Origin of the sequence: Streptomyces cyaneofuscatus, from assembly GCF_033109485.1 — a bacterium.
Lineage (GTDB): Bacteria > Actinomycetota > Actinomycetes > Streptomycetales > Streptomycetaceae > Streptomyces > Streptomyces cyaneofuscatus.
Genome location: NZ_CP137002.1, coordinates 1,908,877 through 1,931,608, shown reverse-complemented (window position 1 = coordinate 1,931,608; position 22,732 = coordinate 1,908,877). Strand labels below are relative to the sequence as shown.

Annotated in this window: 18 protein-coding genes; 15 read left to right on the top strand and 3 right to left on the bottom strand. The window is 72.5% G+C overall.

From position 1 onward, the window contains the following. Nucleotides 1-76: 76 nt before the first annotated feature. The 7 genes from R2B67_RS07915 (at nucleotide 77) to R2B67_RS07885 (ending at nucleotide 9,544) form a co-directional block, all read left to right on the top strand. Entirely contained in the window at nucleotides 77-2,032 is a 1,956-nt protein-coding gene (locus R2B67_RS07915; protein WP_317817101.1) for an acyl-CoA dehydrogenase family protein, read from the top strand. Between the two features lie 124 nt (nucleotides 2,033-2,156). Further along, entirely contained in the window at nucleotides 2,157-3,410 is a 1,254-nt protein-coding gene (gene dxr / locus R2B67_RS07910) for a 1-deoxy-D-xylulose-5-phosphate reductoisomerase (protein WP_317817100.1), read from the top strand. Further along, entirely contained in the window at nucleotides 3,407-4,717 is a 1,311-nt protein-coding gene (locus R2B67_RS07905) for a M50 family metallopeptidase (protein ID WP_018509564.1), read from the top strand. The genes dxr and R2B67_RS07905 overlap by 4 nt, the downstream gene beginning before the upstream one ends. 176 nt (nucleotides 4,718-4,893) lie before the next feature. Then, nucleotides 4,894-6,051 carry a flavodoxin-dependent (E)-4-hydroxy-3-methylbut-2-enyl-diphosphate synthase gene (gene ispG / locus R2B67_RS07900; protein ID WP_026241002.1) on the top strand — a complete coding sequence of 386 codons (1,158 nt, stop codon included), beginning with the start codon at nucleotides 4,894-4,896 and terminating at the stop codon, nucleotides 6,049-6,051. A gap of 188 nt (nucleotides 6,052-6,239) precedes the next feature. After that, nucleotides 6,240-7,082, top strand: coding sequence for a GNAT family N-acetyltransferase (locus R2B67_RS07895; RefSeq protein ID WP_317824797.1), 843 nt, complete (start codon nucleotides 6,240-6,242; stop codon nucleotides 7,080-7,082). A 113-nt stretch (nucleotides 7,083-7,195) separates the two neighbouring features. Continuing rightward, nucleotides 7,196-7,771 (top strand): GNAT family N-acetyltransferase, encoded by a 576-nt coding sequence (locus tag R2B67_RS07890; RefSeq protein WP_076968451.1) that lies wholly within the window; start codon nucleotides 7,196-7,198, stop codon nucleotides 7,769-7,771. Between the two features lie 69 nt (nucleotides 7,772-7,840). Then, on the top strand, nucleotides 7,841-9,544 hold the full coding sequence (locus R2B67_RS07885; protein ID WP_317817099.1) for a proline--tRNA ligase: 1,704 nt from the start codon (nucleotides 7,841-7,843) through the stop codon (nucleotides 9,542-9,544). 62 nt (nucleotides 9,545-9,606) lie between these two features. Here R2B67_RS07885 and R2B67_RS07880 read toward each other — a convergent pair whose 3' ends face one another. The 3 genes from R2B67_RS07880 to R2B67_RS07870 are packed head-to-tail and all read right to left on the bottom strand — an operon-like array spanning nucleotide 9,607 to nucleotide 11,577. Then, nucleotides 9,607-10,524, bottom strand: coding sequence for an aminoglycoside phosphotransferase family protein (locus R2B67_RS07880; RefSeq protein WP_317817098.1), 918 nt, complete (start codon nucleotides 10,522-10,524; stop codon nucleotides 9,607-9,609). 28 nt (nucleotides 10,525-10,552) lie between these two features. Then, nucleotides 10,553-11,062, bottom strand: coding sequence for a ferritin-like domain-containing protein (locus tag R2B67_RS07875; RefSeq protein WP_317817097.1), 510 nt, complete (start codon nucleotides 11,060-11,062; stop codon nucleotides 10,553-10,555). After that, nucleotides 11,059-11,577 (bottom strand): hypothetical protein, encoded by a 519-nt coding sequence (locus R2B67_RS07870; RefSeq protein ID WP_317817096.1) that lies wholly within the window; start codon nucleotides 11,575-11,577, stop codon nucleotides 11,059-11,061. Before R2B67_RS07870 ends, R2B67_RS07875 begins: the two co-directional genes overlap by 4 nt. 176 nt (nucleotides 11,578-11,753) lie before the next feature. On the opposite strand from R2B67_RS07870, the gene rimP reads away from it, so the two are divergent. The 8 genes from rimP to R2B67_RS07830 all read left to right on the top strand — a co-directional run bounded on the left by rimP (nucleotide 11,754) and on the right by R2B67_RS07830 (nucleotide 22,719). Continuing rightward, nucleotides 11,754-12,257, top strand: coding sequence for a ribosome maturation factor RimP (rimP, locus tag R2B67_RS07865; protein ID WP_317817095.1), 504 nt, complete (start codon nucleotides 11,754-11,756; stop codon nucleotides 12,255-12,257). 2 nt (nucleotides 12,258-12,259) lie between these two features. Continuing rightward, complete coding sequence (gene nusA, locus R2B67_RS07860) at nucleotides 12,260-13,300, top strand: transcription termination factor NusA (protein ID WP_317817094.1); 1,041 nt, start codon at nucleotides 12,260-12,262, stop codon at nucleotides 13,298-13,300. Between the two features lie 113 nt (nucleotides 13,301-13,413). Continuing rightward, nucleotides 13,414-13,692 carry a YlxR family protein gene (locus R2B67_RS07855; protein ID WP_237328206.1) on the top strand — a complete coding sequence of 93 codons (279 nt, stop codon included), beginning with the start codon at nucleotides 13,414-13,416 and terminating at the stop codon, nucleotides 13,690-13,692. 152 nt (nucleotides 13,693-13,844) lie between these two features. Next, nucleotides 13,845-16,964: a translation initiation factor IF-2 gene (gene infB, locus R2B67_RS07850; RefSeq protein ID WP_078533050.1), complete on the top strand. Its 3,120-nt coding sequence runs from the start codon at nucleotides 13,845-13,847 to the stop codon at nucleotides 16,962-16,964. 198 nt (nucleotides 16,965-17,162) lie between these two features. Beyond that, entirely contained in the window at nucleotides 17,163-17,456 is a 294-nt protein-coding gene (locus R2B67_RS07845) for a DUF503 domain-containing protein (protein ID WP_015611818.1), read from the top strand. Nucleotides 17,457-17,492: 36 nt separating this feature from the next. Then, nucleotides 17,493-17,975 carry a 30S ribosome-binding factor RbfA gene (rbfA, locus tag R2B67_RS07840; protein WP_018509552.1) on the top strand — a complete coding sequence of 161 codons (483 nt, stop codon included), beginning with the start codon at nucleotides 17,493-17,495 and terminating at the stop codon, nucleotides 17,973-17,975. After that, nucleotides 17,972-18,871 (top strand): tRNA pseudouridine(55) synthase TruB, encoded by a 900-nt coding sequence (gene truB / locus R2B67_RS07835; protein WP_018509551.1) that lies wholly within the window; start codon nucleotides 17,972-17,974, stop codon nucleotides 18,869-18,871. The genes rbfA and truB overlap by 4 nt, the downstream gene beginning before the upstream one ends. A gap of 203 nt (nucleotides 18,872-19,074) precedes the next feature. Next, nucleotides 19,075-22,719, top strand: coding sequence for a serine protease (locus tag R2B67_RS07830; RefSeq protein ID WP_317817092.1), 3,645 nt, complete (start codon nucleotides 19,075-19,077; stop codon nucleotides 22,717-22,719). Nucleotides 22,720-22,732: the final 13 nt, after the last annotated feature.

Here is a 22,732-nt window from a genome sequence, read left to right as displayed (position 1 = left end):
TCAGTAGGCAGCGACTAGCAGTCCGTGTGCCCAGGTGCCCGTCCGTCCTGGTGATGCGCGGCGAGGTGAGGCCCCCATGTCCGCACCACACAACACCCCCCAGGTCCCCAAAGCACCCAAGGTCACCGAGCGTGAGGCGCGCAAGGTCGCCGAGGCCGCCCGGGAGCAGGACTGGCGCAAGCCCAGCTTCGCCAAGGAGCTGTTCCTCGGGCGCTTCCGGCTCGACCTGATCCATCCGCACCCCCTGCCGCCGCCCGACGACATCCGGCGCGGCGAGGAGTTCCTCGCGCGGCTGCGGGCCTTCTGCGAGACGCATATCGACAGTGCGCGGATCGAGCGCGAGGCGAAGATCCCCGACGAGGTGGTCAACGGGCTCAAGGAGCTCGGCGCCCTGGGCATGAAGATCGAGACCAAGTACGGAGGTCTCGGGCTCACCCAGGTCTACTACAACAAGGCGCTCGCCCTCGTCGGCTCCGCGAGCCCCGCCATCGGTGCGCTGCTTTCCGCGCATCAGTCGATCGGCGTACCGCAGCCTCTCAAGATTTTCGGCACCCAGGAGCAGAAGGACGCCTTCCTTCCCCGGCTCGCCACCACCGACATCTCCGCGTTCCTGCTCACCGAGCCCGACGTCGGCTCCGACCCGGCCCGCCTCGCCACCACCGCCGTGCCCGACGGGAACGACTACCTCCTGGACGGTGTGAAGCTCTGGACGACGAACGGGGTCGTCGCCGATCTGCTCGTCGTCATGGCTCGGGTGCCTGCCTCCGAGGGGCACCCCGGCGGCATCACCGCCTTCGTCGTCGAGGCCGACGCCCCCGGCGTCACCGTGGAGCACCGCAACGCCTTCATGGGGCTGCGCGGCATCGAGAACGGCGTCACCCGCTTCCACCAGGTCCGGGTGCCCGCCGTGAACCGCATCGGGCCCGAGGGGGCCGGGCTCAAGATCGCCCTGACCACCCTCAACACCGGGCGCCTCTCGCTGCCCGCCATGTGCGTGGGGGCCGGTAAGTGGTGCCTGAAGATCGCCCGCGAGTGGTCCGCCGTACGGGAGCAGTGGGGGCGGCCCGTCGCCAGGCACGAGGCGGTCGGCGCGAAGATCTCCTTCATCGCGGCCACCACCTTCGCCCTGGAGGCGATCGTCGACCTCTCCTCGCAGATGGCCGACGAGGACCGCAACGACATCCGTATCGAGGCCGCCCTCGCCAAGCTGTACGGCTCCGAGATGGGCTGGCTGATCGCCGACGAACTGGTCCAGATCCGCGGCGGGCGTGGCTTCGAGACCGCCGAGTCGCTCGCCGCCCGTGGGGAGCGGGCCGTCCCGGCCGAGCAGATGCTCCGCGACATGCGGATCAACCGGATCTTCGAGGGCTCCACCGAGATCATGCACCTGCTGATCGCCCGCGAGGCCGTCGACGCCCACCTCAAGGTCGCCGGCGACATCATCGATCCGGAGAAGGCACTGGCCGACAAGGCGAAGGCCGGTGCCAACGCCGCCGGGTTCTATGCCCGCTGGCTGCCGCAGCTGGTGACCGGAGCGGGACAACTTCCGCTGACGTACGGTGAGTTCAACCCGGCCGGGCATCGCGACCTCTCCGGGCACCTCCGGTACGTCGAACGCTCCTCGCGCAAGCTCGCCCGGTCCACCTTCTACGCCATGTCCCGGTGGCAGGGGCGGATGGAGACCAAGCAAGGGTTCCTCGGCCGGATCGTCGACATCGGCGCCGAGCTCTTCGCGATGAGCGCTGCCTGCGTCCGCGCCGAGCATCTGCGGGGCTCCGGGGAGCACGGCCGCGAGGCCTACCAGCTCGCCGACGCCTTCTGCCATCAGTCCCGCGTCCGGGTGGAGGAGCTGTTCGGGCGGCTGTGGTCCAACACCGACGATCTGGACCGGCGCGTGGTGGACGGCGTGCTGTCCGGTACGTACACGTGGCTGGAGGAGGGCGTCATCGACCCCAGCGGCGAAGGCCCCTGGATCGCGGACGCCACCCCCGGACCCTCCGCCGAGGAGAACCGGCACCGGCCGGTCCGCTGAGCCACCACCCGTAACCCGTCAAGGGGGCGCGTCCGTACACCCGGCGCGCCCCCTCCGTACCGAATCCCCGCCCCACCGGGACGCGCTGTCCCCGCGCACAGCCGGAGCGGCAACAATGGGGGGTATGAGCGACAGCCCCGCCCCCCTCGCCGATCCGCATCTCCTCTTCGACACCGCGGACGGCCGCCGGGATCTGGTGATCCTCGGCTCCACCGGGTCCATCGGCACCCAGGCCATCGACCTGGTCCTGCGCAACCCCGACCGCTTCCGGGTCACCGCGCTCTCGGCCGCCGGCGGCCGGACCGCCCTCCTCGCCGAGCAGGCCCACCGGCTGCGGGTGAGCACGGTCGCCGTCGCCGACCCGGGCGCGGTCCCCGCCCTGCGCGAGGCGCTGCGTGAGCGGTACGGGGCCGGGGAGCCGCTCCCCGAGATCCTCGCCGGACCCGACGCGGCGGCCACGCTCGCCGCGAGCGACTGCCACACCGTGCTCAACGGGATCACCGGCTCCATCGGGCTCGCCCCGACGCTGGCCGCGCTGAAGGCGGGCCGCACGCTCGCCCTCGCCAACAAGGAGTCGCTGATCGTCGGCGGCCCGCTGGTGAAGGCGATCGCCGCCCCCGGCCAGATCATCCCGGTCGACTCCGAGCACGCCGCGCTCTTCCAGGCCCTGGCGGCCGGCAAGCGCTCCGATGTCCGCAAACTCGTCGTCACCGCCTCCGGCGGGCCCTTCCGGGGCCGTACGCGCGAGGAGCTGGCCGACGTCACCCGCGAGCAGGCCCTGACCCACCCCACCTGGGCGATGGGCCCGGTCATCACGATCAACTCCGCGACGCTGGTCAACAAGGGTCTTGAGGTCATCGAGGCGCACCTCCTCTACGACATCCCCTTCGACCGCATCGAGGTCGTGGTCCACCCGCAGTCCTACGTGCACTCCATGGTCGAGTTCACCGACGGCTCCACGCTCGCCCAGGCCACCCCGCCCGACATGGGCGGCCCCATCGCCATCGGCCTCGGCTGGCCCGAGCGGGTCCCGGACGCCGCCCCCGCCTTCGACTGGTCGAAGGCGTCCACGTGGGAGTTCTTCCCGCTGGACACCGAGGCCTTCCCGTCGGTCGGCCTCGCCCGCCATGTCGGTACGCTCGGCTCCACGGCACCCGCCGTCTTCAACGCGGCCAACGAGGAGTGCGTCGACGCCTTCCTCGCCGGACAGCTGCCCTTCAACGGAATCATGGATACGGTCACCGCTGTGGTGTCCGAACACGGCACCCCCGCCCCGGGAACCCCGCTCAGCGTCGCGGACGTCCTCGAAGCGGAAACCTGGGCCCGCGCACGGGCCCGGGAACTCTCGGCGAAAGCGACAGCGGAGGCGCGCGCATGAGTCTGACCTCGATCCTGCTGACGGTCCTGGGGATCGCCGTCTTCGTCGTGGGCCTGCTGTTCTCCATCGCCTGGCACGAGCTGGGCCACCTCTCCACGGCCAAGATGTTCGGCATCCGGGTCCCGCAGTACATGGTCGGATTCGGCCCGACGCTCTGGTCGAAGCAGAAGGGCGACACCGAGTACGGCATCAAGGCCATCCCGGCCGGCGGCTACATCCGCATGATCGGGATGTTCCCGCCCGGCGCCGACGGCCGCCTCGAAGCCCGCTCCACCTCACCGTGGCGCGGCATGATCGAGGACGCCCGCTCCGCCGCGTACGAGGAACTGGAGCCCGGCGACGAGAAGCGGCTCTTCTACACGCGCAAGCCGTGGAAGCGCGTCATCGTGATGTTCGCCGGCCCCTTCATGAACCTCATCCTCGCGGTCGCGATCTTCATGGGTGTCGCGATGACCTTCGGCTTCCAGACGCAGACCACCGAGGTCGCGGGCGTACAGAAGTGCGTGATCGCGCAGAGCGAGAAGCGCGACACCTGCAAGGCCACCGACAAGGTCTCCCCGGCCAAGGCGGCGGGCCTGAAGGAGGGCGACAAGATCGTCGCCTTCGACGGGGAGAAGGTGGACGACTGGGCGGCCCTCTCGGACCGCATCCGCAAGACCATCGGACCCGCCACCATCACCGTCGAGCGCGGCGGCCAGGAACTGACCCTCAACGCCGTCCTGCTCAAGAACGACGTGGCGGAGAAGGACGGCAACGGCGAGGTCATCCCCAACAAGTTCGTCAAGGCCGGCTACCTCGGCTTCGCCGCCCAGACCGAGATCGTGCCGCTCTCCTTCGGCGACTCCGTCGTGCGCATGGGCGACATGATCGAGAACGGCGTCGACGCGATCATCGCGCTGCCCTCCAAGATCCCGGCCCTGTGGGACGCCGCCTTCAGCGACGGCGAACGCGCCGACGACTCGCCGGTGGGTGTGGTGGGCGCGGCCCGGATCGGCGGCGAGGTGATGAACCTCGACATCCCGGCCCAGAACCAGGTCGCGATGATGCTGTTCCTGCTGGCGGGGTTCAACCTGTCGCTGTTCCTCTTCAACATGCTGCCGTTGCTCCCACTCGACGGGGGGCACATCGCGGGTGCGCTCTGGGAGTCGCTGCGGCGCAATCTGGCCAAGGTCTTCCGGCGCCCGGACCCGGGCCCGTTCGACGTGGCGAAGCTGATGCCGGTCGCCTATGTGGTCGCCGGACTCTTCATCTGCTTCACGCTGCTGGTCCTGGTGGCCGACATCGTGAACCCGGTCAAGATCAGCTGAGCCTCCGCAACAGGAGCCCCGGACGTGACCACCGGACACACGCGTTGTGTCCGGTCGGTCACCATCCGGTTGACTTGTCCACACGGTGCGTGCGTCCCGCCTCCGGTGCCGTAACCTCGAAGCCTGGAGCCCGCCGACATCGGGACCTTGATCCACACCTTGGGGATGCACAGCGCATGACTGCGATTTCTCTCGGAATGCCGGCCGTTCCGACCAAGCTCGCCGACCGACGGGTCAGCCGACAGATCCAGGTCGGCTCGGTCGCGGTCGGCGGCGACGCGCCCGTTTCCGTGCAGTCGATGACGACGACGCGTACGTCGGACATCGGTGCCACCCTCCAGCAGATCGCCGAGCTGACGGCCTCCGGCTGCCAGATCGTCCGGGTGGCCTGCCCGACCCAGGACGACGCCGACGCCCTCGCCACGATCGCGCGCAAGTCGCAGATCCCGGTGATCGCCGACATCCACTTCCAGCCGAAGTACGTCTTCGCCGCGATCGACGCGGGCTGCGCGGCGGTCCGCGTGAACCCCGGCAACATCAAGCAGTTCGACGACAAGGTCAAGGAGATCGCGAAGGCGGCCTCCGAGACCCGCACCCCGATCCGGATCGGCGTCAACGCCGGCTCCCTGGACGCGCGGCTCCTGAAGAAGTACGGCAAGGCCACCCCCGAGGCCCTCGTCGAGTCCGCCCTGTGGGAGGCGTCCCTCTTCGAGGAGCACGGCTTCGGCGACATCAAGATCTCGGTCAAGCACAACGACCCGGTCGTGATGGTCAACGCCTACCGCCAGCTCGCCGCCCAGAGCGACTACCCGCTCCACCTCGGCGTCACCGAGGCCGGACCGGCGTTCCAGGGCACGATCAAGTCGGCCGTCGCGTTCGGCGCCCTGCTCTCCGAGGGCATCGGCGACACCATCCGCGTCTCCCTCTCGGCCCCGCCGGCCGAGGAGGTCAAGGTGGGCCTCCAGATCCTGGAGGCGCTCAACCTCAAGCAGCGCCGCCTGGAGATCGTCTCCTGCCCCTCCTGCGGCCGCGCCCAGGTCGACGTCTACAAGCTCGCCGACCAGGTCAGCGCCGGACTGGAGGGCATGGAGGTCCCGCTGCGCGTCGCGGTCATGGGCTGCGTCGTCAACGGCCCCGGCGAGGCCCGCGAGGCCGACCTCGGGGTCGCCTCCGGCAACGGCAAGGGCCAGATCTTCGTCAAGGGCGAGGTCATCAAGACCGTGCCCGAGTCGAAGATCGTCGAGACCCTCATCGAGGAAGCCCTGAAGATCGCCGAGCAGATGGAGAAGGACGGCATCGCCTCCGGCGAGCCCCAGGTCTCCATCGGCGCCTGACCCGCGCTTCTCCTCGTCCTCACCGCCCCGCCGGGCCCCGCGCCCGGTGGGGCGGCGGCGTATCCAGGGCCGGTCCAGGGCCGGTCCGTGGCCTGTCCAGAAGTCCGCTTCCCGGCCCGGGCAGCGTTCTCCAGGCTTGTTGGGTACAGTGCGGAAATCAGCAGACCGCATGGTGAGGCCCCCTCGTGTTGACGCAGACCACCACCCGGGTCCTCGAACCCAGCGACCTCGGCGCAGCGCTCGCCATCCTGGAGAGCGAACCCGTGGCCAACGCATTCGTCACGTCCCGCGTGCAGGTCGCGGGGCTCGACCCCTGGCGCCTCGGCGGCGAGATGTGGGGCTGGTACGCCGACGGAAGGCTCCGCTCCCTCTGTTACGCCGGGGCCAACCTGGTCCCCATCTGCGCCGGGCCCGAAGCCGTACGCGCCTTCGCCGACCGGGCCCGCCGGGCCGGCCGCCGCTGCTCCTCGATCGTCGGCCCCGCCGAACCCACCGCCCTGCTCTGGCGGCTCCTGGAGCCGGGCTGGGGCCCCGCCCGCGAGGTCCGCGCCAACCAGCCCCTCATGGTCACCGAGAGCCCCTCCGCCGATATCGCCCCCGACCCGCTCGTCCGCCGAATCCGCAAGGACGAGACCGAGATCCTGATGCCGGCCTGCGTGGCGATGTTCACCGAGGAGGTCGGCATCTCCCCGCTCGCCGGGGACGGCGGACTCCTCTACCAGGCCCGGGTCGCCGAACTCATCGGCGCCGGACGCTCCTTCGCCCGGATCGACGACGGCAAGGTCGTCTTCAAGGCGGAGATCGGCGCCGCCACCACCCAGGCCTGCCAGATCCAGGGCGTCTGGGTCGCCCCCGAACACCGCGGCAAGGGCCTCTCCGAGACCGGCATGGCCGCCGTCCTGCGCTACGCCCTGGCCGATGTCGCCCCCGTCGTCAGCCTGTACGTGAACGACTACAACGCCCCCGCCCGCAAGGCCTACCGGCGCGTGGGCTTCCGCGAGACGGGCACCTTCATGAGCGTCCTGTTCTGACCCGCGCGTACGGAAGGCTTCCGTACCGCCCGTGCCCAAGGTCGCCTGTACGGAGGTGGCTTCCCGGCCGCCGCCCGTACCGGCCCGCCCACCCCGGCCAGTAGGGTTCGCGCATGGCACCAGCAGTCACCGGGAACGGCCCCGCGAACCCCGGCATCGAGGTCGGCCCCATCGACCTGGCCACACGCGTCGACGAAGCCCTCCACGTCCAGGCGGCGGCCTTCGGACTCAGCCAGGACGAGATCGACGTACGCCGCCACATCGTCCTGCGCCACCTCGACCACCCCGAGGCCCGCGCGCTCGGCGCCCTCACCCCCGACGGGCGGCTCGTCGGCTTCGTCTACGGGCTGCCCAACGACCGCGCCCACTGGTGGTCCACCGTCGTCGAGCCCTACCTCCGGGCCACCGGCTCCGACGGCTGGCTCGACGACTCCTTCGTCATCACCGAGCTCCACGTCCACCCCGACCACCAGCAGCACGGCATCGGCCGCACCCTGATCACCGGCATCACCGACGCCGTCCCGCACCCCCGGTCGATCCTCTCCGCGATCGACCGGGACAGCCCCGCCCGCGCCCTCTACCGCGCGCTCGGCTACCGCGACCTGGCCCGCCAGGTGGTCTTCCCCAGCGCCCCGCTCCCGTACGCGGTCATGGGCGCGCCCCTCCCGCTCCAGCGGCCCCAGGGCTGAATGGATTTCCGCCTGCCCGCACCCCCCGGCTAACCTCGGGCTCACCACCCTTGCGAGCAGGAGTTCATCATGGCCCAGGTCCAGCGCATGTCCCGATTGATGATCAAGACACTGCGCGACGACCCGGCGGACGCCGAGACGCTCAGCCACAAGCTGCTGGTCCGCGCCGGGTACGTGCGCCGCAACGCGGCCGGCATCTGGTCCTGGCTGCCGCTCGGCAAGAAGGTCCTGGACAACATCTCAGGCGTCGTGCGCGAGGAGATGGACGCCATCGGCGCCCAGGAGGTCCTGCTCCCGGCCCTGCTGCCCAAGGAGCCCTACGAGGCGTCCGGCCGCTGGGAGGAGTACGGCGACCTGCTCTTCCGCCTCCAGGACCGCAAGGGTGGCGACTACCTCCTCGGCCCGACCCACGAGGAGATCTTCACCCAGACCGTCAAGGACCAGTGCACGTCCTACAAGGATCTGCCGGTGATGCTCTACCAGATCCAGACGAAGTACCGCGACGAGGCGCGCCCCCGCTCCGGTGTGCTCCGCGGCCGTGAGTTCCAGATGAAGGACTCGTACAGCTTCGACACCACCGACGAGGGCCTCGCGCACTCCTACGCGCTGCACCGGGCCGCGTACATCAAGATCTTCGAGCGCCTGGGCCTCGACCACCGCGTCGTCTCCGCCGTCTCCGGCGCGATGGGCGGCTCGGCCTCCGAGGAGTTCCTGGCGCCCGCCGCCGCCGGTGAGGACACCTTCGCGGACTGCCCGAACTGCGACTACGCCGCCAACACCGAGGCCGTGACCTTCGCGCTCGCCCCGGTCGACGGCTCGGCGCACGGCGCGGTCGAGGAGCTGGACACCCCCGACACCCCGACCATCGAGACCCTCGCCGCGCACCTGGGCGTCCCCGCCTCGGCCACCCTGAAGAACCTGCTGGTCAAGGTGGACGGCGAGATCGTCGCCGTCGGCGTCCCCGGCCACCGCGAGGTTGACCTCGGCAAGCTCGGCGAGCACCTGGCCCCCGCCGTCGTCGAGCTGGTCACCGCCGAGGACTTCGTCGGCCGTGACGATCTCGTACGCGGCTACGTCGGCCCCCAGGGCCTGGAGAAGGTCCGCTACCTCGCCGACCCCCGCGTCGCCCCCGGCACCGCCTGGATCACCGGCGCCAACCAGGACGGCAAGCACGCCAAGAACGTCGTCGCGGGCCGTGACTTCGAGGTCGACCAGTACCTGGACGTCGTCGTGGTCGAGGAGGGCGACCCCTGCCCCAAGTGCTCCACCGGCCTCACCCTGGACCGCGCCATCGAGATCGGCCACATCTTCCAGCTCGGCCGCAAGTACGCCGACACCTTCCAGCTCGACGTGCTCGGCCAGCAGGGCAAGCCGGTCCGCGTCACGATGGGCTCGTACGGCATCGGCGTCTCCCGCGCCGTCGCCGCCCTGGCCGAGCAGTCCGCCGACGACAAGGGGCTGTGCTGGCCCCGCGAGGTCGCGCCGGCCGACGTCCACGTCGTCGCCGCGGGCAAGGCCCTCCAGACGGAGCTGGCCCTCGACGTCTCGGAGAAGCTCAACGCGGCCGGCCTGCGCGTCCTGGTCGACGACCGCCCCGGCGTCTCGCCCGGCGTGAAGTTCACCGACTCCGAGCTGATCGGCGTGCCCAAGATCCTGGTCGCCGGCCGCCGCTCCGCCGACGGCGTCCTGGAGCTGAAGGACCGCCGCACCGGCGAGCGCGAGGAGCTCACGGTCGACGAGGCGATCGCCCGCCTCACAGCCGACCTGGCCTGATCAGCCGATGGGAAAGGCCCCCGCGCACGATCGCGCGGGGGCCTTCGCCGTACGGCGAACCGTTACAGCCAGCCCGCGAACTCCAGGTTGACCTCGCCCATCTGCCGCCGCCCCTCGGCCAGCGCACGCGTCCCCGACTCGACCGCCCGGAACAGCGTCCAGCCGTGCAGCCGCGCCTGGTCCACCTCCAGCGACTCCGCCAGCTTCTTGACCCGCCGCCGCGCCGTCACCGGCCCGCCCGGCGAGGCGATCAGATCCTCCACCCGGTCCCGCACCAGCCGCGCCAGGTCGTAGGCGCGCTCGCCCACCAGCGGCTCCGGACCCACCGTCAGCCACGGCGCGCGCTCGCCGGAGAGCACCTTGCTCTGGCGGAAGTTGCCGTGCAGGAGCAGGAGTTCGGGAGAGCCCTCGACCAGTTCCGTACGGGCCGCGAGGGCCGCGTCCACCAGCGGGGTCAGCTCCGGATCGGCCGCGGCCGCCGCCCGCATGCCCTCACTCTGCCGCCCCGTCCGCTCGGCCACGGTCTCGAAGGGGTGCCCGGCGGGCGGCTCCACCCAGAGCCGCCGGACCGTGCCCGCCGCCTCCAGGAGCGCCTTGGCCTCCGGCAGCGAACGCAGCGACACCTCATGGTGCAGACGCTCCAGCAGCAGGGCCCCCGACGCGTCGTTCTCCGGGGCCTCCAGCAGCTTCACCGCGCCCCAGCCGTTCCAGTGCGCCAGCGCCGCCCGCTCCTGCTCCGGTTCGGCGGGCGGCGGGGCGATCTTCAGCGCGGCCGGGGTCCCGTCGGCCTGCCGGACCAGGAGCACCAAGGCGCTGCGCCCGCCGGGGGCGGCCACCCGCTCCACGGTGAGGTCCGGCCCGGCGGCGTCGATCGCCTGTTCGGTGAGCGTGGGGAGGCGGTCCAGCCACGCGGCCGCCGCACCGTCCCCGTACATCTCGCCGAGCGCGCGCACCAGGCGCTGCGGCGGTTCGAAACCCATACGTCCGTTGTTCCCTTTCCGTCCTTCGTCAGCCCGTGCCGTCGGCTCCCGCGGCCCCTACCGGACCCGTCTTCTCGGCCGGACCGGCGCCCGGAGCCCGCTCGGCGAGCCCCGGAAAGGCTACGTTGCCGCCCCGCCAGCGGGCCGCCCGCACGGCCGCCTCCCGCAGTGCGCCCGCCGCGTCGGCGCGCGCGGGCCCTTCGGTGGCCCGTACGAGATCGGAGTACACGCCCGCCACCCGGTCCTCCAGGACGGCGGCGAGGCGCAGTGCCGACGCGGTGTCGGTAACCGCGAAGGGCAGAGCGTACGCGGCGTCGGCGGCGACCGGCGCACCGCCCAGGTCGCGCACGGTGCGCATCAGCGCGTCCCGGCGCGCGCGGTGCCCGTCGTACGCCGCGTTCGCCTCGGTGCGCCGCTTCCCGGCGACCCGGCCGCCGAGCACGCCGTACCCGTAGACGGCCGCGTGTTCGGCGGCCAGCGCGGTCTGCGTGGCGGTGAGGGCGGGGGAGGGGGCTTCGTCCTCGGCGGGAAGGGTCATGACGCGGTCTCCTTGGCCAGCTCGGTCAGCAGGTACGCGTGGACCGCCGCGGCCGCGGCCACCGAGGCCAGCAGCCGGGCCAGCTCCGGTTCCGCGGTGAGCAGGGCCTCGGCGTGGTCGTCGGCTCGGCGGCGCTCGGCGGCGGCCAGCTCCTTCACCGCGGTCCGCGCGTCGGCCGACACCGGACCGGGCGCGGGCGGGGCCGCGGCCTTCCGGGCACCCGCCGACAGGGCCTTGGTGTGCTCCCGTACGGCGGTCCGCAAGGGCGCCAGGCCCTCCGCGAGCGCCGGATGGGCCTCGGCCGCCAGGTCGTATTGGGCGAGCGTCAGGGCGGCGGTGCGCGCCGCCGCCGTCCGCAGGGCCTTCTCCACCCGGACCGCCTCGGCCTCGGTGCGGACGGGGCCGCTCCGGCCCTTGGTCTCCTCGTCGCCCCCGCAGCCGGTCAGCACCGCACCCAGTGCGAAAGCCCCCGTCGCGGTGAGCGCCCCCCTGCGGGTCGTCCCCGTGCGCCGCACGTTTCTCCTTCGGGCCGGGACCGATCCTGACAGGATCTGTCCTGAACTGATCACCGCAGGCGAGCGTACCCGCGGTGACAGGGCAGGCGGACGGCAACACCCCTGGCGACCGGATACCCTTTGACCTGACACACCACGATCCCCACAACAGCACACGCGGCCGAGGAGTCACCCGGATGAGCACCACCCAGAGCGAGAGGCTGCGCGGGCTGCTGGAACCGCTCGTCAGCGCGCAGCAGCTGGACCTCGAGGAGATCGAGGTGTCCCGGGCCGGCCGACGTGGAGTGCTGCGGGTCATCGTGGACTCCGACCAGGGCGTCGAGCTGGACACCTGCGCGGAGCTGAGCCGCGCGATCTCCGAGAAGCTGGACGAGACCGACGCGATGGGCGAGGGCGAGTACGTCCTCGAAGTCAGCTCCCCGGGCGCCGAGCGCCCGCTCTCCGAGCCCCGCCACTACGTACGCGCCACCGGCCGGCTGGCCCGCTTCCACCTCGCCGCCGACGGATCCGGTGAGCTGGTCGCCCGCATCCTCGCCGTCGACGAGGACGGGCTGGACCTCGAAGTGCCCGGCGTCAAGGGCCGCAAGCCCACGTCCCGCCGCCTCGCCTTCGACGAGATCGCCAAGGCGCGCGTGGAGATCGAATTCAACCGCAAGGACAAGAAGGAAGAGGAGGCGTAGCCGTGGACATCGATGTGAAGCTTCTGAAGGGCTTGGCGCAGGACAAGGAGATCCCCTTCGACGTGCTCGTCGGGGCGATCGAGTCGGCCCTCCTCATCGCGTACCACCGCACCGACGGCAGCCACCGCCGGGCGCGCGTCGAACTGGACGCGAACGGCCACGTCACCGTGTGGGCCAAGGAGGACCCGGCCGACCTCGAAGAGGGCCAGGAGCCCAAGGAGTTCGACGACACCCCCTCCGGATTCGGCCGTATCGCCGCGACCACCGCCAAGCAGGTCATCCTGCAGCGGCTGCGCGACGCCGAGGACGACAAGACCTTCGGCGAGTACGCCGGACACGAGGGCGATGTCGTCACCGGCGTCGTCCAGCAGGGCAAGGACCCCAAGAACGTCCTGGTCGACATCGGCAAGCTGGAAGCCATCCTGCCGGTGCAGGAGCAGGTCCCGGGCGAGGAGTACACCCACGGCCTGCGTCTGCGTACGTACGTCGTCCGGGTCGCCAAGGGCGTCCGCGGCCCGTCGGTGACGCTCTCGCGCACCCACCCCAACCTGGTGAAGAAGCTCTTCGCGCTGGAGGTCCCGGAGATCGCGGACGGCTCGGTGGTCATCGAGGCCATCGCCCGCGAGGCCGGACACCGCACGAAGATCGCCGTTCGCTCCACCCGTGCGGGACTGAACCCCAAGGGCGCCTGCATCGGCCCGATGGGCAGCCGGGTGCGCAATGTCATGGCCGAGCTGCACGGCGAGAAGATCGACATCGTGGACTGGTCGGACGACCCGGCCGAGATGGTCGCCAACGCGCTCTCGCCCGCTCGGGTGAGCAAGGTCGAGGTCGTCGACCTCGGCGCCCGCTCCGCCCGCGTCACCGTGCCGGACTACCAGCTGTCTCTGGCGATCGGCAAGGAGGGCCAGAACGCCCGCCTCGCCGCCCGCCTCACCGGCTGGCGTATCGACATCCGTCCCGACACCGAGACGGACGAGGAGCGCGAGAACGCCGACCGCGAGCGGGCCGAGCGGGCCCGGGAGCGCTCGGAAAGGCGTTGACCCGGAGCCGCTCCAGGGAATAGATCTTGGCCGTACGCCGCTGAGATCACGACAACATCCGTTCGATTTTTGCCCCAAAGGGGTGAGGTCGGTGCGGGGAGGTAGACTTAAACGTGTCTGGCCGGACGCAAGCTGGCGCTTGTCCCGAGCGAACCTGTGTGGGATGCCGGGAGCGAGTGGCCAAGAGCGAGCTGCTGCGCATCGTGGTGGACGAGGGCGCCTGCGCCCCTGATCCACGCGGTACGCTGCCCGGCCGGGGTGCTTATGTGCACCCCACCTCTGTCTGTCTCGACCTGGCGGTTCGCCGCCGGGCGTTCCCCCGGGCCTTCAAGGCCAAGGGGCCGTTCGACACCGCGGCACTCACGCGGTTCGTCGAGCGGGTGACACCGTAAGAAAGAACGTGAACGGCACGGGTCCCCGTGCGGTCAGGTACCTCGCGAGTTGGAAGTAGGTCGAGATTGCGATGAGCACTCGATGAGTACGCGATGAGTACGCCCATGAAGTAGCGACGGTCCGGCGGTAACCCGGACCTAAAAGGAGCGAAGTGGCTAAGGTCCGGGTATACGAACTCGCCAAGGAGTTCGGCGTCGAGAGCAAGGTCGTCATGGCCAAGCTCCAAGAACTCGGTGAATTCGTCCGTTCGGCGTCCTCGACGATCGAGGCGCCGGTTGTACGTAAGTTGACCGACGCACTGCAGGGGCCCGGCGGCAACGCCGGCAAGTCCGCTGCCAAGCCTGGCGCGCCCCGCAAGGCGACGCCCGCAAAGCCCGCAGCGCCCTCCCCGGCCGCTGCGGCACGTCCCGCTGCCCCGAAGCCCGGCGCACCGGCCCCCAAGCCGGCCGCCGCCGAGGCCCCGGAGACCAGCACCCCCGCGGCGCCTTCCGCGCCGTCGGCGGGCCCCCGTCCGGGCCCGAAGCCCGCGCCGAAGGCGGCCCCGGTGACCCCGGTCCCGGCCGCCGAGTTCTCGGCTCCGGCTCCGGCCCAGCCGGCCGCCCCCCAGCAGCCCCAGGCCCCGCGTCCCGCGGGTGCCACCCCCGGCCCGCGTCCGGCCCGTCCGGCTCCGGCCGGCGGTCAGCGCGACGCCGGCCAGCGTGACGGTGGAGCCCGCGAGGGCGGCCAGCGTGGCGGCGACCGCCCCGCGCGTCCCGCCGGCCAGGGCGCCCCGCGCCCCGGCGGCGCCCGTCCGGCCGGTCCCCGTCCGGGCAACAACCCCTTCACCTCCGGCGGCTCCACCGGCATGGCGCGCCCCTCGGCGCCCCGTCCCGGCGGTGCCCCGCGCCCCGGTGGCGGCCAGGAGCGCCCCGGCGCCCCGCGTCCCCAGGGCGGCCCCGGCGGCGCCCCGCGCCCCCAGGGCGGTCAGGGTCAGGGCGGTGCCCGTCCCACTCCGGGCGGCATGCCCCGCCCGCAGGCCCCGCGTCCCGGCGGCGGTCCCGCCGGTAACCGTCCCAACCCGGGCATGATGCCGCAGCGTCCCGCTGCCGGCCCGCGTCCCGGTGGTGGCCCCGGCGGTGGCCGTGGTCCCGGTGCGGGCGGTCGTCCCGGCGGCGGTGCCGGTCGTCCCGGTGGCGGCGGCGGCTTCGCCGGTCGTCCCGGCGGTGGCGGTGGCGGCGGCTTCGCCGGCCGTCCGGCCGGTCCCGGCGGTGGCGGCGGCGGTGCCGGTCGTCCCGGTGGCGGCGGCGGCTTCGGCGGTCGTCCCGGCTTCGGCGGTCGTCCGGGTGGTCCCGGTGGCCGTGGTGGCACGCAGGGTGCGTTCGGCCGTCCCGGCGGTCCGGCGCGTCGTGGCCGTAAGTCGAAGCGGCAGAGGCGCCAGGAGTACGAGGCCATGCAGGCCCCGTCCGTCGGCGGCGTCATGCTGCCTCGCGGCAACGGACAGGCTGTCCGGCTGTCGCGCGGTGCCTCGCTCACCGACTTCGCGGAGAAGATCAACGCCAACCCGGCGTCGCTCGTCGCCGTGATGATGAACCTCGGCGAGATGGTCACGGCGACGCAGTCCGTCTCCGACGAGACGCTCCGGCTTCTCGCGGACGAGATGAACTACGTCCTGGAGATCGTCAGCCCCGAGGAGGAGGACCGCGAGCTGCTCGAGTCCTTCGACATCGAGTTCGGCGAGGACGAGGGCGGCGAAGAGGCCCTGGTCTCCCGTCCGCCGGTCGTGACCGTCATGGGTCACGTCGACCACGGTAAGACCCGACTCCTCGACGCGATCCGCAAGACCAACGTGGTCGCGGGCGAGGCCGGTGGCATCACCCAGCACATCGGTGCCTACCAGGTCACGACCGACGTCAACGACGAAGAGCGCAAGATCACCTTCATCGACACCCCGGGTCACGAGGCGTTCACCGCCATGCGTGCCCGTGGTGCGAAGTCGACCGACATCGCGATCCTCGTGGTGGCGGCCAACGACGGTGTGATGCCCCAGACGATCGAGGCGCTGAACCACGCCAAGGCGGCCGAGGTGCCGATCGTGGTCGCGGTCAACAAGATCGACGTCGAGGGTGCCGACCCGACCAAGGTGCGCGGTCAGCTCACCGAGTTCGGTCTGGTGGCCGAGGAGTACGGCGGCGACACCATGTTCGTCGACATCTCCGCCAAGCAGGGCCTCAACATCGAGGCGCTGCTGGAGGCCGTCGTCCTCACCGCCGACGCCTCGCTCGACCTGCGGGCCAACCCGAACCAGGACGCGCAGGGTATTGCGATCGAGTCCCACCTCGACCGCGGTCGCGGTGCCGTCTCGACCGTCCTGGTCCAGCGCGGAACGCTGCGCATCGGCGACACGATGGTCGTGGGCGACGCCTACGGCCGCGTGCGCGCCATGCTCGACGACAACGGTCAGAACGTGCAGGAAGCGGGTCCCTCGACCCCCGTCCTGGTGCTCGGTCTCACCAACGTCCCGGGCGCCGGCGACAACTTCCTGGTCGTCGACGAGGACCGTACGGCCCGTCAGATCGCCGAGAAGCGTGCCGCCCGCGAGCGCAACGCCAACTTCGCCCGCAAGGGTGTCCGGTTCTCCCTGGAGAACCTGGACGAGGCGCTCAAGGCCGGTCTGGTCCAGGAGCTCAACCTCATCATCAAGGGCGACGCGTCCGGTTCGGTGGAGGCTCTCGAGTCCTCGCTGCTCCAGCTCGACGTCGGTGAAGAGGTCGACATCCGGGTCCTGCACCGCGGTGTGGGTGCGGTCACCGAGTCGGACATCAACCTGGCGACGGGTTCCGACGCCATCGTGATCGGCTTCAACGTGCGCGCCGCAGGGCGTGCCGAGCAGATGGCCGAGCGCGAAGGCGTGGACGTCCGGTACTACTCGGTCATCTACCAGGCGATCGAAGAGATCGAAGCGGCCCTCAAGGGCATGCTCAAGCCGGAGTACGAAGAGGTCGAGCTCGGCACGGCGGAGATCCGCGAGATCTTCCGCTCGTCCAAGCTGGGCAACATCGCCGGTGTGCTGGTCCGCTCCGGCGAGGTCAAGCGCAACACCAAGGCGCGCCTGCTGCGCGATGGCAAGGTCATCGCGGAGAACCTCAACATCTCCGGTCTGCGCCGCTTCAAGGACGACGTCACCGAGATCCGCGAAGGCTTCGAGGGCGGTATCAACCTCGGAAACTTCAACGACATCAAGATCGACGACGTCATCGCGACGTACGAGATGCGCGAGAAGCCGCGAGGCTGATCCACCTCGGGTCCGCAAGGATCCGCTGGGATTCGGCGGGGTTCCGGGGGTTCGCCCCCGGAGCCCGGCCACCACGGTCGGGGCCGGTCGACGGGTCGTATTTCCGTCGATCGGCCCCGGCCGTTCCGGTACGGTTCTGATGTTCCCGCCAAGCTCTGGCGGGGCACGAACCCGAACCGGCGGGACATCCGGACACACATGTATGTGGGGACCCTGTCCTTCGATCTGCTCCTCGGCGACGTACGGTCGTTGAAGGAGAAACGCTCCGTCGTCCGTCCGATCGTCGCCGAACTCCAGCGCAAGTACGCGGTGAGTGCGGCGGAGACCGGCGGGCAGGATCTCCACCGCAGGGCCGAGATCGGCCTCGCCGTGGTCTCCGGTGACACCGGACACCTGACGGACGTGCTGGACCGGTGCGAGCGGCTGGTGGCCGCCCGCCCCGAGGTGGAGCTGCTCTCGGTGAGACGGCGGCTGCACAGTGACGAAGACTGACACGCAAGCGAAATCAGAAGGAAGAGTGACGGACCGGTGACCGACAACGCGCGGGCCCGCAAGCTGGCCGATCGCATCCAGGTCGTGGTCGCGGAGACCCTGGACCGGCGAATCAAGGATCCGCGGCTGGGATTCGTGACGATCACGGACGCCCGGGTCACCGGCGACCTGCGGGAGGCCACGGTCTTCTACACGGTCTACGGCGACGACGAGGAGCGCGCGGCCTCCGCCGCGGCGCTGGAGAGCGCCAAGGGCGTCCTCCGCTCCGAGGTCGGCCGGCAGACCGGGGTCCGGTTCACGCCGAGCCTGGCCTTCGTCCCGGACGCCCTCCCGGACAACGCCCGCACCATCGAGGACCTCCTCGACAAGGCGCGCGCCAAGGACGCCGAGGTGCGCGAGGTCTCCACGGGCGCGAAGTACGCTGGCGACGCCGACCCGTACCGCAAGCCCGAGGACGAGGACGACGAGGCGGAGACCCCCGGCTCGACCGACAAGAACGAGGGCCCCGCCTCCGCATGACCGAGCAGACCACCACGCCGGACGGCCTTGTCATCGTCGACAAGCCGTCCGGCTTCACTTCGCACGACGTCGTGGCCAAGATGCGCGGCATCGCCCGGACCCGCCGCGTCGGCCACGCCGGAACGCTCGACCCGATGGCGACCGGAGTCCTCGTGCTCGGCGTCCAGCGGGCCACCAAGCTGCTCGGCCACCTCGCGCTGACCGAGAAGGAGTACCTGGGCACGATCCGGCTCGGCCAGGACACCGTCACCGACGACGCCGAGGGTGAGATCACCTCCTCCACCGACGCGTCCGGCGTGACCCGCGAGTCCATCGACGCAGGCGTGGCGGCCCTGACCGGCGCGATCATGCAGGTCCCGTCCAAGGTCAGCGCCATCAAGATCGACGGCAAGCGGTCCTACGCGCGGGTGCGCGGCGGCGAGGAGTTCGAGATCCCGGCCCGCCCGGTGACCGTCTCCTCCTTCCGCGTCTACGACGTCCGCGAGGCCGTCGCCGAGGACGGCACCCCGGTCATGGACCTGGTCGTCTCCGTCGTCTGCTCCTCGGGGACGTACATCCGCGCACTGGCCCGGGACCTCGGTGCCGGGCTCGGTGTCGGCGGCCATCTGACGGCCCTGCGCCGCACCCGGGTCGGCCCGTACGGACTGGACGCGGCCCGCACCCTGGACCAGCACCAGGAGGAGCTGACGGTGATGCCCGTCGCGGACGCGGCCGCCTCCGCCTTCTCCCGCTGGGACGTGGACGAGAAGCGCGCCAAGCTGCTCCTCAACGGCGTACGGCTGGACATGCCCGCGTACCCCCCGGGACCGGTCGCGGTCTTCGGGCCCGACGGGACGTTCCTCGTGCTCGTGGAGGAGGAGAAGGGCAAGGCCAAGAGCCTCGCCGTCTTCGCCTGAACCGCTCCCGCTCGGTGTGTGGAGCGGGCACCACCCCCCACCCGGTGCCCGCTCCACCTTCCCCACCCCGGGACCATCTCTGCTCCGCCAGGACACGGCTATTCACCCCATCGGACGGGCGCTCGGAGTGAATACCAGGGGCGCGGGGGGCGCGTTCCCCGTCCGCGCGCTCCTGGAGATCACCGGCGGCCTACCGTCGGACCATGGGCAGTGGGGACCGGTCGACGCTGGTGAGAATCTGTGATCAGGCCGGCCGGCCGCGCGGGACGGGCTTCGTCGCGGACGACCGCGGCACGGTGGTCACCGCCCACCAGGCCACCGCCGCCTCCGGCCCGTACGTCCTCCACGGCACCGACGGCCGCACCTGTTCCGTCGGCCCCGACGACATCACCGCGCTCCCCGCCCTCGGCCTCGCCCTCCTGCGTACGGGCGGCTCCGGAACCCTCGACGTGGAGCCGCTGCCCATCGCCGTACGGGAGCGGATTGAGCCCGGCAGTTACGTCGGGATCGCCGCCCACGGTCGCCGTGAGGCCCGGGTCCTCGGCACGGCCCCCGCCACCTACACCGCCCCGGACGGCTGCGGCCACCCCGTTCCGGCCGCCCTGGAACTGGCCCTCGGCACCGACGGGCGCGACGCCCTGCGCTCCGGCGGCGCGGCCATCGGGGGACCGGTCACCGACCCGGCCACGGGCGCGGTCCTCGGCCTCCTGTGCACCGCCCTCACCACCCCGTACGAGGCCGCCGGGCTCGCCCTCCCCATCCCGCGCGGCGCCGACCCCGCCCTCGACGCCCTCCTCGCGCGCAACGCCACCGCCGCCCCCGCCTACGGCCCCGACCTCAACCTCGCCGGGGCCCTCCAGCTCACCGCCACCTCCGTCGGCTCGGCGGACGGGCCCAAGGCACGCACCGCCCCGGTAGAGCGCGAGGACATCCACGCCGAGCTGGCCGCCTTCGCCACCGGTACGGGCACGGTCCTGGGCCTCGTCGGCGGACCCGGTACCGGCCGCACCACCGAGCTGGCCGCCCTCGCCGCCCGCCGGGCCGACGGCGCGGCGCCCGCCCCCACGCTCTGGCTGCGCGGTGCCGACCTGCTCGCCGACGACACCTCGGTCGCCGAAGCGGCGGACCGTACGCTGACCCGCTCGGCCCGGATCGTCACCGCGGCCGGGGCCCTCGGCGACATGGCGACGGCCACCGCGGACCGGATCGCCGCGCTCGCCGCCGACGCCGGCCACCCCCTCCTCGTGGTCCTGGACGGCCCCGAGGAGATGCCGCCGCTGCTGGCCCACCGACTCCCCGAATGGACCGCGAACACCGCCGGCTGGCTGCGCGAGCACGGCGTCCGGCTCGTCGTCGCCTGCCGCCCCGAGCACTGGGAGACAGCGGGCGCCCTCTATCCGCCCGGCGCCCTGCACCGCCCCCACCGCCCCGCCCGGGCGCTGCCCCCCTCCCTGCGCCTGGCCGACCTCACCCCCGACCAGGCCGACCGGGCCAAGGAGCGCCTCGGTATCCCGCCGCACGCTCTCGCGCCCGGCCACGACCGGCACCCGCTCACCCTGCGGCTGCTCGCCGAGGTCCGCGAGGCCCTGCCGCCCGGCGTTCCGGGCCGCCCCGACACCGAGGACGTCTTCGGCGCCCACCTGGACCTCATGTGCGTGCGCATCGCGGTCCGGATCGCGGCCGCCGCCGGTGAACAGCCCCGGGGCACCGCCGTCCGTCGGCTGGCCGCCTGGGTCGCGGGACAGGTCCACGAGGCGGCCCGGCGCTGTCTGGGCCCGGGGCAGGGGGAGCTGGACCGGGAGGCGTTCGAGGAGGTCTTCCCCTGGCGCACCGGGTGGGCCTCGGCCGTGCTGACGGAGGGGCTCCTGGTGCCCGCCGGGGCCGGTTATCGCTTCGCCCACGAGGAGCTGGGTGACTGGGTGCAGGGCGCGCATCTGGACCTGGACGCGGCGCTGCGCTCCCTGGTGCACCGCTGGCACCGGGGGAGCGGGGCGGTGGTGCGCCTGCCGAGCGGCCCCACCGAGGGGGAGCCGCGCTCCCTGCCCGTGCCCCGGCACCGGATCGGGCCGGTGATCCAGGCGATGGTGCTCCTCGGCCGCCGCCAGGGGACCGCCGCGCTCGCGCACCGGATGGCCGACCTGATCGAGGCGCTGGACCGGCTGTGGGCGGACGGACACCACGGCGAAGGCCCCCGCGACGAGGGGCGGCACGGCGCAGGCCAGCGTGAGGAGGCGCGACACGGCGAAGGGCACCGTCCCCGACGCCCCTGCGACGAGGACGCCGCCTGGTGGGCCGCCCACCTCCTCGGCGGCAGCCTGCTCCGGGTGCCCGACGCCCGCCCGTACCTCGGTGTCCTGCGGGTCCTCGCCGGGCGCATCACCCGCCGCTCGGCCGACGCCGCCGGGGGACCGGTGGGCCCGGGGGCGTACAGCGAGTTCGGGCCCTGGTTCTGGCGGCGGCTCCGGCTGCCCGAGGAGGACCGGATCGACCTCCTGCGCCGCCTCGTCCCCGCCGACGGGGTGCCCCGCACCGACGGCGACGAGCGGTACCTGGACGCCGTGGCCCGCCGCCTCACGCTCAACGCGCCCGTGGTCCTGCCGCTGCTCTGCCGCTGGTTCACCGACGAGCGCCCGCTGCTGATCGGCGGCCCCGACGCGCCGGACGAGGAACTGCGCCCCACCGTGGCCGCCGCCGCGCAGGCCCTGCTCCACGCCCGCCGCGACCTGGCCGTCGACGACCTGACCGACGCCCTGGTCGCCACCCCGCACACCCGGGCCGGGGAGCTGCTCGCCGCCCTTGCCGAGGACGAGCCCACCGCGCTCTGCCGGGCCGTCGAGCGCTGGGCCCGCGACGAGGACCGCCCGGCCCGCCGCTCCGCCGCCGCTCGGTACGCCGGACTCCTCCAGCCCCGGATCACCGCCGACGGCGACCGGGCGCTGCTCAGGTCCGCCGCCGGGATCCTGCTGGCGCGCCCCGAGGACAGGGAGCTGCACGCCGCCGCCCTCACCCTCCTCGTCCGGGACCCGAAGAGCCGGGGCCGCCACCTCCCGCAGGCGCTCCGCCTCTTCGCCCACGGCGACCCCCGCCTCCCCGTGGAACTGCTCGCCGAGGTCTTCCCCCTCCACCCCGAGCCGGTGCTCGCCGCCCTCCGCGCCCGCCTGGCCCGCCCCGGCGACGGCGCGGCGGCGGTCCTGCGGGCCCTCGCCGGACTCGACACGCCCGCACTCGCGCTGCACGTCGCCGGGCTCGTACGCGAGTACATCGACGCCCACCCCGAGGACGGCACCCACGCCGCCGAGTACGTCGACCTCCGCCTCGAACACGGCCCCGCCGCCCGCGCCCTGCTCCTCCCCCTGGTCACCGGGCTGCTGCGGGACCGTCCCGCCCCGCCGCCGGTCCGCGCCGCCCTGGCCCGGGTGCTCGCCGGGGCCGGGTCCACCGCCTCCCGGCCGCTGCGGGCCGAGCTGCTGGAGGTCCTGCTGGAGTTCGAGCAGACCACCGGACGGGACCCGGACGTCCTGGACGCCCTCCTCCAGGCCGCCGCGGCCGGAGCGGGGGCCCGCCCGGAGATCCGTACACGCGCCCTCGTCCACCGCGCCGGCATGCTCCTCGTCCGCACCCCCGAAGGCGCCGCCCGCTTCGACCGCCGCCTGGTCGAGCTCGCCCGGGACGTGCCCGGATTCGGCGCCCTCGTGATCCGCTGGCTCGCCGACGCCCCGCAGGAGTGGGCGGCGGTGGTGGGCCCCAGCGCCCGGCGCACGGTGGAGGCGTTGGAGACATCACGTCGGGCGATGCCGATGCCGATGCAGGCGGCGGGGCGTGAGCATGGCAGTCTTAGACCTGCGTAATCGGCATACATAC

Excerpts from the sequence above, each read along its gene's own strand:
- R2B67_RS07915 (WP_317817101.1), top strand. The coding sequence starts at position 77 with ATGTCCGCACCACACAACACCCCCCAGGTCCCCAAAGCACCCAAGGTC.
- dxr (WP_317817100.1), top strand. The coding sequence starts at position 2,157 with ATGAGCGACAGCCCCGCCCCCCTCGCCGATCCGCATCTCCTCTTCGAC.
- R2B67_RS07905 (WP_018509564.1), top strand. The coding sequence starts at position 3,407 with ATGAGTCTGACCTCGATCCTGCTGACGGTCCTGGGGATCGCCGTCTTC.
- ispG (WP_026241002.1), top strand. The coding sequence starts at position 4,894 with ATGACTGCGATTTCTCTCGGAATGCCGGCCGTTCCGACCAAGCTCGCC.
- R2B67_RS07890 (WP_076968451.1), top strand. The coding sequence starts at position 7,196 with ATGGCACCAGCAGTCACCGGGAACGGCCCCGCGAACCCCGGCATCGAG.
- R2B67_RS07885 (WP_317817099.1), top strand. The coding sequence starts at position 7,841 with ATGGCCCAGGTCCAGCGCATGTCCCGATTGATGATCAAGACACTGCGC.
- R2B67_RS07880 (WP_317817098.1), bottom strand. The coding sequence starts at position 10,524 with ATGGGTTTCGAACCGCCGCAGCGCCTGGTGCGCGCGCTCGGCGAGATG.
- R2B67_RS07875 (WP_317817097.1), bottom strand. The coding sequence starts at position 11,062 with ATGACCCTTCCCGCCGAGGACGAAGCCCCCTCCCCCGCCCTCACCGCC.
- rimP (WP_317817095.1), top strand. The coding sequence starts at position 11,754 with ATGAGCACCACCCAGAGCGAGAGGCTGCGCGGGCTGCTGGAACCGCTC.
- R2B67_RS07845 (WP_015611818.1), top strand. The coding sequence starts at position 17,163 with ATGTATGTGGGGACCCTGTCCTTCGATCTGCTCCTCGGCGACGTACGG.
- truB (WP_018509551.1), top strand. The coding sequence starts at position 17,972 with ATGACCGAGCAGACCACCACGCCGGACGGCCTTGTCATCGTCGACAAG.
- R2B67_RS07830 (WP_317817092.1), top strand. The coding sequence starts at position 19,075 with ATGGGCAGTGGGGACCGGTCGACGCTGGTGAGAATCTGTGATCAGGCC.